Origin of the sequence: Pseudomonas sp. LS-2 (genome assembly GCF_003605735.1) — a bacterium.
Taxonomy (GTDB): domain Bacteria; phylum Pseudomonadota; class Gammaproteobacteria; order Pseudomonadales; family Pseudomonadaceae; genus Aquipseudomonas.
Map to the genome: position 1 here is coordinate 154,771 of NZ_QXTJ01000043.1, position 13,041 is coordinate 167,811.

Consider the following 13,041-nt stretch of genomic DNA (forward strand, 5'->3'; position numbering starts at 1 on the left):
GCTCCGCGTCAACGGGACGCGGAGCGTCCTGCGAGGCATTCCCGCGCTGGAGCGTGGGAACGATCATGGAAACCCCGCAGCCCTGCGCACCTGTAGCCTTCCGGGAATGACGACCTGGGCCCGGGTCGATCACCGCATCAGGTTGACCCTGGCCAGGTCGATCAATTGCCGGGCCCTGCCATCCAGTACGGCCTTGAGCATGAACAGCCCGAAGCCTTGGGACTCGGCGAGCGTGGTCTTGGGCGGCATGATCAGTTCCTGCCGCTCACTGACCACGTCCACCACCACCGGGCCTGGATGACGAAATGCTTCTTTCAGGGCAGCGGCCAGGTCCTGGGGTTTCTCGACGCGAATGCCCTTGATGCCGATGGCATTGGCCATCGCCGCAAAGTCGGGGTTCTTCAGGTCGCAGCCCACGTCGAGGAATCCATTGGCCTTCATTTCCAACTCGACGAAACCCAGCGTTCCGTTGTTCAACACCACGATCTTCACCGGCAGGTTCATCTGCCCAAGGGTCAGCACATCGCCCATCATCATGGCGAAACCGCCATCGCCGGACATCGAGATGACCTGCTTCTCCGCAAACGCGCTCTGCGCACCGATCGCCTGCAGCATCGCGTTGGCCATGGAGCCATGGTTGAACGAGCCGATCAGCCGGCGTTTGCCGTTCATTTTCAAATACCGCGCAGCCCAGGCCGTGGGCGTGCCGACATCACAGGTGAAAATCGCATCCTCGGACGCCAGCTCACTGACCATCCGCGTCACGTACTGCGGGTGGATCATTTCGCTGTCCGGTTCGCTTTGCGCCAGCGCATCCAGGTCGGCGCGGGTGATGGCGTAATCGGCCAGCGCGTTGTCCAGATGGCTACGGTCCCGGTGTTCGTCGAGCAAAGGGAGCAGCGCCTGCAACGTACCTTTGACTTGCCCCACCAGCCCCATTTCCAGACTGCAGCGATTGCCCAGCGCCTCGGCCCGCACGTCGATCTGGATGATGCGCGCGTGCTCGGGATAGAACTGCCGATAGGGAAAATCGGTGCCCAGCATCAACAGCGTGTCGCAATGCTTCATGGCGGCGTAGCCGGAAGACACCCCGATCAGCCCGGTCATGCCGACGTCGTAAGGGTTGTCGTACTCGATGAACTCCTTGCCGCGCAACGCGTGCACGATGGGCGCCTTGAGGGTCTGCGCCAGGTCCAGCACCTCGTCATGGGCGCCGGCGCAACCGGCGCCGCACAGCAACGTGATCTTTTCGGCGTCGTTCAACAGCAGGGCCAGTTGTTCCAGCTGGTCTCTGTTGGGCCGAATCACAGGATCGGCCGGCACCAGCCAATGCGGCACTTTGGCAGGTGACGGCTGCAAGGCCACATCGCCGGGAATCACTACCACCGCCACGCCCTTTCCGGCGATGGCCGTGCGCATCGCGCGTTGCAGGATCTGCGGCAGCTGTTCGGGCCGAGACACCAGCTCCACGTAATGGCTGCACTCCTTGAACAGGCTTTCAGGGTGGGTGCTCTGGAAGTAGTCGATACCGATTTCCGTGCTCGGAATGTGCGCCGCGATGGCCAGCACCGGAACGCGGCTGCGATGGGCGTCGAACAGACCGTTGATCAGGTGCAGGTTGCCCGGACCGCAACTGCCGGCGCACACCGTCAGGTTGCCGGTCAGGTGCGCCTCGGCCCCCGCAGCGAAAGCCGCCGCCTCCTCGTTACGCATGTGCACCCAGGCGATGCTCTCGTCACGTCGCAAGGCATCGGTAAAACCGTTGAGCGAGTCGCCGACCACGCCGTAGATCCGTTTGACCCCCGCCGCTCTCAACGTTTCTGCCATGTAATCCGCCACTGTTCTGGCCATCCAATCAACTCCTGTGCAGTCGTTAATAAAAGGGCTCAACGCTGAGCCGGTTTTTCCTTGAGCAATAACGCCAGTACGATTGCCCCCGCAGCGCAAGCGATCATCAGCAGTCCGATACCGCGAAACTGCAACGCGTGGCCGCCGTCGATTTGCCCGGCATGGCGATACAGGGCACTGGCGATGGGCGAGATCAACGCACTGGTGGCAAAGACCAGCAGGTTCATGATCCCGGTTGCCGTTCCCGCGACCTCGGCCGGATTGGCCTCCTTGATCATGGTGTAGGGAATCATTGCCGCACCGGAAACGATGCCGAAGAACAGGCTCAGGACCAGGTTGTCCGCCAGATGCGCCGGGCCGAACACGATGGCGCATTCAGCGGCCAGCAGCGCGATGGCGCCACCGATCACCACCGGTTTGCGACGCTGTAGGCGGTCGGACACCCAGCCCAGCAACGGGCAACCGATGACCCAGCCGAATAGAACGAGGGCGACGCTGGTCACGGCGTCCTGATAGGCAATGCCCAAACCCTCGGTAAAAAATGCCACGCGCCAGATCATGTCGCCGACGGTGGTCGGAATGAACAACAGCCCGGCACAGATGCCGCAGAGCCAGGACTGAGGATTGCCGAATACGACGCGATAGCCATCCAGCGGATTCTTCTTTTCGGGCGACGGCGCGGTCGCCAACGGCGCACGAGCCTCACGCTGAAAAAACAGGGTGATCGCCAACGCCAGGAGCAGCCCGGCCAGTCCGTACCAGATATAAAGCCACGGCAACGAAAACTGATGGACCATGTGCGCGACGGCGTACTGGCCCGCCGACCCTCCGAACATGCCGAACGCCTGCACGATTCCGATGGCCGACGCCAGTTGCGCCGCAGGAAAGCTTCGGGTGGCGATGTAGACAGCGCCCGTGAAGGCAAACGCGGCACCGGCGCCCTGCAACAGGCGCCCCAGAAGCGCGATGAAGTAGTGGCTGTTGCTGAACATCACGCAACCCGTCGCCAGCATGAGCATACCCACGGCGACCGGCACTCGGGCGCCGAAGCGGTCGAGGACGCCACCGGCCACGACACTGGTCAGCGAATAGGTGTAGTAATAACTGCCGATGAGCGAGCCAAGGGACGCCGTGGCAATGCTCAGGTTAAGGCTCAATTCCGGGAGCATGACCCCCGGCGCGGATCTCGCTGCGTACTGACTGAAATGGAACAGCCCGCACAGCACGAACATCACCGCTGCGGCGTGAGAAGCCTTGACCCTGACATCGACCTGAGTGACCGCCATTCGTATCGCTCCTGCGCCGTGTCGGCAAATGCCCTCGCGTTCGGGGGCTGAACCATGAAACCACTGAGCAGACGCTAACAAACGCCCCGGACAAAACCCATCATCCGAACATTTGACATGGCCATACCAACATATGAGTCCGGTCGCCAACCGTGCGGCAGCCCGGCACCTCGTCTTCCGACCGCGATGTCGCCCTCAACCCAGGCGTTGCGAGACTCGTCGCCGCTCCCGCGCCCTGATGGGCGATACGCCACGGGCCTGCTTGAACGCGCGGCTGAACGAATATTCGGAGCTGTACCCTACCCGCGCGGCAATTTCCGCCAGGGTCAAACGGGTCTGGTCCAGCAGTTGCGCGGCAATGCCGATGCGCCAACGCGCCAGGTAAGCGTAGGGTGTTTCCCCCACGGTCTCGCGGAACTGCCGGGCAAACACCGTGCGAGACAGACCGGCTTCGCTGGCCAGCGCATCCAGGCTCCAGGGCCGCGACGGGTGCTCGTGAATCTGTTCCAGCGCCTTGCCCACATGAGGATTCTGCATGGCCGCAAACCAGCGCCCGCGCCTGGCAGGCTCCGTTTCCGACCACTCCCTGAGCACATAGATGAACAACACCGCGAGCAGATGCCGGATGATGACGTCGGACGCCACCCCGGACCGCTCGACCTCACTGCGAAGCTGCGAGAGGATGTCCGCTGCCGGAGACTCGCTTTCCCGGATATGCACCACGTCGGGCAGCGAACCGATGGCCGGCAACACCATGAAGCGATCGATGCCGACCGAGCCACAGATCATCTTCGTGGCCCCCGCCGCCGGGCTGAATACACCGTTGTTGGCCTGGAGAAAATCCATCAACGGCACCACTTCACTGTCCGGCGAATGCAGCACCAGATGCGGCGAGCCGTGGGGCAGCAGCACGACATCCCCAGGCTGCACCTCCACCAGTTGAACGCCGTCGACTTTCAGATAGGCCGTCCCCTCGACCACGAAGTGGTAGAAGGTCGCGTCACGACCGCCGATCTGCACGCCCCAGTCTCCGGCGATGCGCGTCTGCGCCAGGACGATGCCTTCGGCAGTCAGGTACTTGAGCCAGTGTTGGGCACTCATCGGGGGCTGTCCTGACATCCACTATCGAGCGTCACGCTTTATCAGTTTCCAGAGGTGCAGGCAATGGCCGTGGCAGGCAGATCGTGGATGACGGTTGGTGTTGCAAACGAGATCAAGGCTTGACGCTCGGGCTGGCAACCAGGAGGGGGAAGGAATCGCCGAACATCGGATGCCCGCCCAGGGACTCCGCTTGCGTGGCTTCTGGCTGAATCACATCCCAATGTTCGACCAACATGCCACTGTGCACGCGCACGATATCGGCGACTATCCAGTCCCGAGGCTGGCCGACGTTGCGAAAGCGGCCGTGGAGCATGACCATGTTCCCGTCGCCCATGGCAATCGCATTCTCATACCTGAAGTCGGCAGGTGCACGCTTGACCAGCTCGAACAGGCCTTCGCGGCCGGCGGGTACATGGGCGCTGTGCTGGATGTAGTCCGCTGACCAGTATTCTTCGGCGCCCTGAAAATCCTTGCGATTGAACAGCAGGTCAAACGCTTCCAGCACCAGCTTCACATTCGATTTGTCGTGATTGGTCATAGAACACCATTCCCTCAGTCACTGAATAGTCGAGACGCCATCACCCAGCCGCCCCTTAGGCTGGCCGTAGCCACTGTGATACACGATGGCAATCTTGATCGATGGCATGGGGGCGACCTCAACCAAAAGTCGTCAACACGCGCTCTGGCCGCCATCGACAGTCAGCGCGTGGCCCGTGACGTAGGACGCCATGTCAGAGAGCAGAAAGATCACCACACTGGCGATCTCTTCGGCGTCTGCCAGACGGCCCAATGGAATGCCCTTGCCGAAGGGATGACTGTCGTTCCCGGCGTCGTCGGCGGTGATTTTCGCCTGGGTCATGGGCGTGCGCGTGATCGACGGGTTGACCGAGTTGACGCGAATCCCGAACGGGCCGAGTTCCACCGCCGCAGCCCTGGCGAGTGAAACGATCGCGCCCTTGCTGGCGCTGTAGATGCTGGTCCCGGGAAAGGCGATCTGGGCGATGACCGAGCCATTGAAGACGATGGCACCACCGCCCTGCTGTTTCATCTGCGCGGCCTGGGCCTTGAGGCAGAAGAATGCCGATTTGGTGTTGGTGTCCATGAGGCTGTCCCACAGCGCCTCGTCCAGGGTTTCCAGCAGTCCGCCGCGACTGAAGCCTGCGTTGTTGAAGGCGCCGTCCAGCGCGCCAAAATGGGCGACGGTCTGGGTCACCATGGATTGAGCCACGGCGATGTCATTGAGGTCGGCTTCGATGAACAGCGCCTCACCGCCCGCCTCGGCAATCTCGGCCGCGACCTGTGCGCCGGCCACCGTGTTACGTCCGGTGAAGGCGACCTTGGCCCCTTCTCTGGCTGCCAGCAAGGCCGTTGCGCGGCCGATGCCCGAGGTGCCGCCTGTGACCAGAACGACTTTGGAATCGAGTAAGCCCATGGTGTTTTCTCCGGTGTAAGAACTTTCAGCGAGGATTGATCGGTACGGCTTCACTCGACGGCCTTGAGGAACTCATCGACCGTGAGCGTTTCGTGACCGAAGGTGGGGTAGGAAATGGTCAACGCCGACTGATGCGCCTGTTCCGTGAAGTCGGCCACGGCATCGCTGAGAAAGGTCACGTGGTAACCCGCTTCCAGGGCGTGGCGTCCGGTTCCTTCGATACAGGTCTGCGAGGTCAGGCCTGCGAGCACGACGTTCTCGATGCCTTGGGCGCTGAGTTGCTCTTGCAGGTCGGTGCCGTGAAACGAACTGAACATACGATGGTGGGACACGATGAATTCACCGGCGACGGGCTTCAACGGCTCGTAGAATTCGTCGCCCTTCTCGCCGATCCAGAACACCCGGTTTTCTACCGCCCATTGAAAACGCGGGTGCAGATGCTTGATGTCGTCGAAGCTGTGTTCGTCCATGCCGTGGGGGGAAAAGAACACCTTGACTCCGGCTTTCCTCGCCCCGGCCAGCAGCCGCGCCAGGTTTTCCTTGAGTTCGAGCCGGGCAACCATCGGCCCGATGGCGCCGCTCAACTTGCCGTCGTCGGCGAGAAAATCGTTCAGGACGTCGACCAGGATCAGCGCCGTTGTCTGGACCGGGTAACTCAGAGCACTCATACACACCTCGTTCAGGAATCACATGGAGCGCGGCAACTGCCGGGCAGCGCGTTACAACGCGACAATGGTCCGTCCGCGAACCTCGCCGCGCACCACCGCCAGCGCACGCTCGGGCACTTGTTCCAGCCCGATTTCCTCGACGACGTCTCCGGGCAGCCCATCGGGCAACAGTTCGGCCAGCCTTGCCCACGCGGCCACCCGATCAGCTTTGCTGCAGTACACCGAATTGACGCCAATGAGGGTGACGGCACGCATGATGAACGGCAGGACGGTCGTGATCAGGTCACGCCCGCCCACCAGCCCGAGGGAGGCAATCGCGCCGCCGTAGCACATGCTGGCAAGGGCATTGCTCAGGGTGCTGCCGCCGACGTTGTCGATGACCGCGCCCCAGCGCTCGTCCATCAGCGGTGGGTCGGCGAGCACGGCGAGGCTTTTGCGGTCGATTATTTCGGTGGCGCCGAGGGCCCGCAGATAGCCTTCGTGCTCAGGCCGGCCGCTGGAGGCGACGGTGTGATAACCCAGTTTCGCGAGCAGCATCACCGCGACACTGCCCACCCCGCCGCTGGCGCCGGTGACCAGCACCTTTTTCGACTTGTCGATGCCGTGGCGCTCAAGCGCGTTGATGCACAGCATCGCCGACAGGCCGGCGCTGCCGTGGGACATGGCCTGGCGCAGGGACATGCCTTCGGGCAGGTGCACCAGCCATTCGGCGCGCACCCGCGCCTTTTCGGAAAAACCGCCCCAGTGTTTTTCGCCTACGCCCCAGCCGTTGAGGATGACCTCGTCTCCGGGCTTGAATTCGGGTGAGTCGGAGTGCTCGACCACCCCGGAAAAATCAACGCCGGGCACGAAGGGAAAAAACTGCACGACCTGACGATGGGCGCTGCCGGAAATCGCCATGCCGTCCTTGTAGTTGACCGTGGAGTATTTGACGTTCACCAGCACATCGCCAGCGGGCAGCGCGTCTTCATCGAGTTCGACGATGGCGCTGACATTCTCGTCGGCGGGTCGTGTCAGTAACAATGCGCGGAAAGTTGGGGTGGTCACGAGCAAACCTCGTAGTGCGGCGTTCAGGCGAAATCGGCAGTGTTCCTGGGCAGGCAGCGGATAAAACGATCCGGGCACGGATCAAGGGGGATCCGCACCCGGTGCTGGCAATTATCAGCCACAAGAGGAGTCGTGCCGTCCGGAAAACATAAACAACGGCCCATACTATCCATCGAATCAAACAATAATCGACTATACCTTTGCGTAACGTCCGCATACCCGGGGATACATCATTGCGCTTTAACTGTTTTCAACTTCCCGGCACAGCGTAATAACTGCCAGACCATAAACAGCACACCCGCCAGGCCAAAGAACGCCACCGTATTATCCACCGCTTGCGCACTCTCCTCTTGCCCGAAAAAGTCGACGTCGGCACAGAACAGCGCGATCACCCACATGGTCAGAAACGCGCCAGCGAAAAGGATCGTGACGACATATTCGGTCAACACCCGCGAAAACCAGGGCATGTCCAGGCAGCGCAGAACAAGCCCCGGCAGCATGAGCACAACGCTCGCCAATTGCAGCGCATTCAAATACCCGTTGCCACATCCCGCGCAAGTCACCGAGGCAACTATCAGGCCGTGGGTGAATATGATGCCGGACGGCGCCTGCACATCAAGACGTCCGTACTTCAAGTAACTGATGCAACCACTGAAGACGGACAGGAAACAAAAGCCCGAATGAAGCATGCACACCATCGAATGATTCATCTGCATAAGGCGCCGCCGACTCGATAACAGAAAAGGATGTGAAGTTCTGATGGTCAGAACACTCCGAGCATCGTCCATGGACCCTGCGCCCGTCACTTCTATCAAAGGCTGACGACCCTATACGTTGGTTTGCGCCTATCATCTCCAGGTCTGGTGGCAGAGGTGTGCCATTGACGTGATCATCGGACGTCATTAACGGCGCGTTGCCCGCCGCAAGGCGGCCACGCGCGCAAAGTCATCGGCATCTGGCCTGAGGGTGAAACGGACCAATACGCCCCCCACGACTGGAAACCGTCTGAACGGCCCTTCGTCCCCGGGTCCCCCTCCACGCCGGATCATTCGATCCCCGTGCGGGTGGCGTTCGGATCGATCAGCGTATTGCTGGGGATCACGGGCGGGCTTGGCAACGCGTTGGTGACGGTCAACCTGCCTTATCTGCAAGGGTCCCTTGGGGCTGACTCCGCGGAAATCGCCTGGTTACCCGCAGCCTATGCGATGACCTACGTGTCGATGAACCTGATGCTGGTCAAATTCCGTCAGCAATTCGGGCTGACAGCCTTCACCCGGATCTTCCTGTCGCTGTACGTGCTCGTCACACTCGCTCACCTGTTCGTCAACAGCAGCACCACGGCGGTTGCAGTCCGCGCAGCCCATGGCATGGTCGGTGCCGCGCTGACGTCCCTGAGCCTGTATTACATGATTCAGGCCCTGCCCCAGCGTTGGCGACTCAAGGCGGTGGTGCTGGGTTTCGGTTCATCCCAACTGGCGCCGCCCATTGCCCGGCTGATCTCCGTGGACTTGCTGCAGATCGATCAATGGCGCGGGCTGTATCGATTCGAACTGGGTCTGGCGCTGTTTGCGCTGGCCTGTGTCTTCCTGTTGCGTCTGCCGCCAGGCGACCGGACGCGCACCTTTGAAAAACTGGATTTCCTGAGTTTCGCGTTCCTGTCCACCAGCGCCGGGCTGTTGTGCGCAGTGCTCTCTCTGGGGCGCATCGACTGGTGGCTGGACGCTCCCTGGATCGGCGTTGCCAGCGCGCTGTCCATCGCCCTTGGTGCCATCGGCATCCTCATCGAGCGCAATCGACAACGCCCGCTGCTGAACCTGGACTGGCTGGCGAGCGGCAAGATCGTCCGCCTGGCCCTGGCGATGATCCTGATCAAGATCATTCTTTCCGAACAGAACATCGGCGCGGTCGGCCTGTTTCAGCTGTTCGGCCTGACCAACGAACAGACGCAGACGCTGTTCTGGATCGTGCTGGCCGGAGCGCTCGCCGGACTTGTGATCAGCGCCCTGACCATCAGCCTGGCGCACCTGACGCTGCCCGTCGTCGTTGCGCTGGGCCTGATGCTGGCGGGCGCTGCGATGGACAGTTTCGCCACTCAGGACACGCGCCCGTCCAACCTCTACCTGAGCCAGTTTCTGCTCGCTTTTGGCGGCACGTTATTTCTCGGGCCTACGCTGCTCACCGGGCTGGGCGGCGTACTCGCCAACCCGAAGAACCTCATCAGCTTCGCCGTGCTGTTCAGCATGACGCAAAACATCGGCGGCCTTGCCGGGTCCGCGCTGATGGGCACCTTGCAGACGGTGCGGGAGAAATTCCACTCAGGCCACCTGGTGGAACACCTCACCGGGACCGATCCGATCATTGCGGATGCGATCAGCCATTTCGCGGCGAACTACGGCGGGGTCATCGTCGATCCCTCGTTGCAGCGCGCGCTGGGACAGAGAGCCTTGGGTGCCATCGCCACCCGGGAGGCGAACATTCTGGCGTACAACGACGTTTTCATGGTGATTGCCGCAATCGCAGCAGGCACGATCCTGTGTATCAGCGCCCGCGCCATGGCCGAGCGGGTGCTCTATCGCCAGCCGTGAACCGGCGCCATGATCACGCACGTCAACATGATGGTATGGATCCCCGGCCAGTCGACGCTGTTGTAGAACACGTAGCAGATCAGGGTGGCGAAGTAAGCCTTAAGGGCGAATTTGAGGTAGCGCGGATTGCTGAAGGCGCCGGGTACCACCAGAAACGGCGGCTGCGCTCGGGTCTTGTGCGTCGGCGGCCGACGGTGGTCGGCCGCAGCGTTCATCGACTCCGGCTGTGAATCACGTTCCGACTGCCTGATCACCGATATTCATATGCCCGGCATGAGCGGGCTCGACCTTCACGACAAACTGCACGCCGCCGGCAGTACCGTGCCGGTGATATTCATCACCGCATTCCCGGAGTTCAAGACCCGTGAGCATGCCATGCAGCGGGGTGCCATCTGTTTTCTGGTGAAGCCTTTCAATGCGGACGTGTTGATCGACTGCGTTGAACGGGCGTTGCAAAGAGGCTTGAGCTGAACACCGCACGTCACCGCCTGTTCAGTCAGGGCCGATGATCGACCCGCACTCGACTACGATCTTCTCAACGCGCATCAACCTCCCGCGAGAGTAAACCGTCATGCAACTGATCGGATGCTGGTCTTCAGGTTTCACCCGCCGAATCGGCATCACGCTCAAACTGCTCGACTTGCCGTTCGATCACCTGAACGTCGACGTCTTCAAGCGCCCCGAGGACGTCAGGCCCTACAGCCCGATGCTGAAAATACCGGCGCTGGTGATCGATAACGGCGAGGTGCTGCTGGACAGCGACAGCATGGTCGATTATCTGCACGAACGGGTCGGACCGCTCCGAGCGCTGATTGCCATCAGTGGGGCCGAGCGGCGCCAGGCATTGAGAATCGTCGGCATCGCCACCACCGTCTACGAGAAATTCAGGGCCGTCGAGCAGGAGGCGTCACGGCCAGAGGCGCTGCAGATGGCCAGTGTCAGCGACTTCTACAGCGCTCAGGCACTGACCGGTTTCGAGATGCTGGAGTCGGCCGCCAAAGGGCGGTGGCTGGTGGGAGGCGCGCTGTCACAGGCGGACATCATGACCGTGGTCGCGTACCAGGCGGTGAGCAACTCTCCGTTATTGGCGGAGGTCAATGCCAGGCGTTTTCCCAAGCTTGCGGCCCTGTCCCGGCACGCGATGCTGCTGCCGGCGTTCGAGTCCACCGTGCCTCGCTGATCCGGCAACGCGCATCGCTGCCGGCACTCAGTGCACCTCGTCTTCTTCGTGAAGAAAGCACGCCAGCCTTGAGCGCAACCAGCGCTCTTGCGGGGCATCATCGGTTTTCGCGTCCCAGGACATCGCCAGTTCCACTGTTGGAATCTGCAGCGGAAGCGCCTGCGCGCGCACGCCGCCATAGGCCACCAGAATGTCAGCGACGTAATCCGGCACCGTGGCCAACAGATCGGTATTGGCCATCACCAGCGGCAGGCTGCTGAATTGAGACAACGATATTTCCACATGGCGGCTACGGCCACGGGTCTTGAGTTCAGAATCGATATAGGCCGTGACGTCACCGGAATAACAGACCTGGGCGTGGGGACGTTGGCAGTATTCATTCAAATCGACTTCATGGCCGCTTCTGTCTGAACGCAACAACTTGAGATTCAGCGGGCGCAGCACCTGGCGCCGGAGACCGCCGGGCATCTTCGGACCGTATGCCAGTGCCACCGAAATATCCCCGGTTTCAAGTTGCCGTAGCAGTTGATCCTGTTCCAGCCTGCGGACGATCAACGATGCGCCGGGCGATTCCTGGCGCAACCGGGCGAGAAGACCTGGCAATAATCCGTACTCTACGTCTCCGCCCAGTCCAATACGAAACTCCTTACTCCAGCCATATCCCGGGTTCATATCTTCTCGTACCTGTTTTAATGAATGGCCAGTCTCGGCATCACGCCTGGCAAACATCAACCGATGCCCGCTTCAAAAGCTTAGCCGTCCCCGCGCTTGACAGCATTAATCCCTGAGGATAGAGCGGCCATACGGAGGTATATCGCCAGCCCCATCAACGTTCATGAACGGCAAGTGTCGATACGTCGGCAATCGCAACGGGCGTGGTTTTTTATTCAACCGAAGACACTTCGGCAGCCGAAGTTCGCCGTTCATAAGCCGGCGGTTTACCGCGCACCTGCTTGAAGGCCCTGCTGAAGGAATATTCCGACCCGTAACCGACCTGAATCGCGATCTGCGCGAGCGTCATGTCGGTCTCTTCGAGCAACTGACTGGCGACCCCCATCCGCCAGCGAGTCAGGTAGGCATAAGGCGTCTCCCCCACCAGCGCGCGGAACTGTTTGGCGAACGCCGCCCGCGAAAGCCCCGCCTCCCGGGCCAGCGATGTGAGCGTCCAGGCCTGCGCCGGACGGGTGTGGATGCTCTCCAGCGCTCTGGAAATATTCGGGTTCTGCATGGCCGCGAACCAGCCATCCGAGTTGCCCTCGAACGACTCGATCCATTCGCGCAGGATGTAGATGAACAACGCCGAGAGCAGATGACGGACCATTACCCGGCTGGCGACCCCTGAGCCTTCGACCTCGCCCTTGAGCTGGCGCAGGGCGGTCGCCACCGGCGATTGCCGATTGTCAGGGCTGGCCTTTATGCAGAACAGTTCGGGCAGTGACCTCAGCGCTGGCAGGACCATGTAACGGTCCAGGCCGAACGCACCGCAGATAACGTTGGTTGCCTGTTCCGATTCGCTGAATATCCCGTCGTTGGCCTTGAGAAATTCGAACAGCGGCGCGACCCGAGCACCCGGCGCACTTTGCAGGCGGTGCTCGGCGCCACGGGACAGAACGGCAATGTCACCGGCCTCCAGTCTGATCGGTGTACCGTTGTCGACGCTGATATACGCACGGCCCTGGGTCACGAAATGGAAGAAGATCGCCTCCCGCTGTTCCAGGTATACCCCCCAATCGTCCACCGCTCGAGTATGAGCAAGCACCATTCCATCGGACCGTAGAAACTGGAGCCAGTGGTTCGCATTCATACCGTCAACGCCTTGAACAGTGGAAGAAATACAGCCCGCTTTCCGCAGGAGCCGCCATGGCCTCCGTGAGCAACAAAATTTACCACTCGC

14 protein-coding genes are annotated in these 13,041 nt (G+C 61.4%); 3 read left to right on the plus strand and 11 right to left on the minus strand.

Annotated elements, in window-relative coordinates; translation table 11 throughout:
• Positions 1-129: 129 nt before the first annotated feature.
• From poxB to D3M70_RS28060, 8 genes are all read right to left on the minus strand, one after another.
• Positions 130-1,851, minus strand: coding sequence for a ubiquinone-dependent pyruvate dehydrogenase (poxB, locus tag D3M70_RS28025; RefSeq protein WP_120129146.1), 1,722 nt, complete (start codon positions 1,849-1,851; stop codon positions 130-132).
• A gap of 35 nt (positions 1,852-1,886) precedes the next feature.
• Positions 1,887-3,134, minus strand: a complete 1,248-nt coding sequence (locus D3M70_RS28030) for an MFS transporter (protein ID WP_120129148.1) — start codon at positions 3,132-3,134, stop codon at positions 1,887-1,889.
• A 195-nt stretch (positions 3,135-3,329) separates the two neighbouring features.
• A complete protein-coding gene (locus D3M70_RS28035) occupies positions 3,330-4,235 on the minus strand; it encodes an AraC family transcriptional regulator (RefSeq protein WP_165869911.1) in 906 nt (301 codons plus the stop codon).
• Between the two features lie 112 nt (positions 4,236-4,347).
• The gene (locus D3M70_RS28040; RefSeq protein ID WP_120129152.1) at positions 4,348-4,773 is read right to left on the minus strand and encodes a nuclear transport factor 2 family protein; all 426 of its coding nucleotides are present in this window, start codon (positions 4,771-4,773) and stop codon (positions 4,348-4,350) included.
• Between the two features lie 132 nt (positions 4,774-4,905).
• Positions 4,906-5,667 (minus strand): SDR family NAD(P)-dependent oxidoreductase, encoded by a 762-nt coding sequence (locus D3M70_RS28045; protein ID WP_120129154.1) that lies wholly within the window; start codon positions 5,665-5,667, stop codon positions 4,906-4,908.
• Between the two features lie 50 nt (positions 5,668-5,717).
• Positions 5,718-6,335 (minus strand): cysteine hydrolase family protein, encoded by a 618-nt coding sequence (locus D3M70_RS28050; RefSeq protein ID WP_120129156.1) that lies wholly within the window; start codon positions 6,333-6,335, stop codon positions 5,718-5,720.
• Positions 6,336-6,386: 51 nt separating this feature from the next.
• Positions 6,387-7,382 (minus strand): MDR family oxidoreductase, encoded by a 996-nt coding sequence (locus D3M70_RS28055; protein ID WP_120129158.1) that lies wholly within the window; start codon positions 7,380-7,382, stop codon positions 6,387-6,389.
• Between the two features lie 230 nt (positions 7,383-7,612).
• A complete protein-coding gene (locus D3M70_RS28060) occupies positions 7,613-8,098 on the minus strand; it encodes a hypothetical protein (RefSeq protein WP_133306536.1) in 486 nt (161 codons plus the stop codon).
• A gap of 237 nt (positions 8,099-8,335) precedes the next feature.
• Between D3M70_RS28060 and D3M70_RS28065 the strand changes: the two genes are divergently transcribed.
• On the plus strand, positions 8,336-9,967 hold the full coding sequence (locus D3M70_RS28065) for an MFS transporter (protein WP_120129162.1): 1,632 nt from the start codon (positions 8,336-8,338) through the stop codon (positions 9,965-9,967).
• Here the strand turns inward: D3M70_RS28065 and D3M70_RS28070 are convergent.
• A complete protein-coding gene (locus tag D3M70_RS28070; RefSeq protein WP_120129164.1) occupies positions 9,952-10,182 on the minus strand; it encodes a hypothetical protein in 231 nt (76 codons plus the stop codon). The genes D3M70_RS28065 and D3M70_RS28070 overlap by 16 nt on opposite strands.
• A gap of 49 nt (positions 10,183-10,231) precedes the next feature.
• Between D3M70_RS28070 and D3M70_RS33785 the strand changes: the two genes are divergently transcribed.
• Positions 10,232-10,438, plus strand: a complete 207-nt coding sequence (locus D3M70_RS33785; protein ID WP_256660017.1) for a response regulator — start codon at positions 10,232-10,234, stop codon at positions 10,436-10,438.
• A gap of 100 nt (positions 10,439-10,538) precedes the next feature.
• On the plus strand, positions 10,539-11,147 hold the full coding sequence (locus tag D3M70_RS28080; protein WP_120129166.1) for a glutathione S-transferase family protein: 609 nt from the start codon (positions 10,539-10,541) through the stop codon (positions 11,145-11,147).
• A gap of 27 nt (positions 11,148-11,174) precedes the next feature.
• Here the strand turns inward: D3M70_RS28080 and D3M70_RS28085 are convergent, their stop codons facing one another.
• Both D3M70_RS28085 and D3M70_RS28090 read right to left on the minus strand, forming a co-directional pair.
• Positions 11,175-11,876, minus strand: coding sequence for a LysR substrate-binding domain-containing protein (locus D3M70_RS28085; RefSeq protein ID WP_120129167.1), 702 nt, complete (start codon positions 11,874-11,876; stop codon positions 11,175-11,177).
• A gap of 154 nt (positions 11,877-12,030) precedes the next feature.
• On the minus strand, positions 12,031-12,951 hold the full coding sequence (locus tag D3M70_RS28090) for an AraC family transcriptional regulator (RefSeq protein ID WP_120129169.1): 921 nt from the start codon (positions 12,949-12,951) through the stop codon (positions 12,031-12,033).
• Positions 12,952-13,041: the final 90 nt, after the last annotated feature.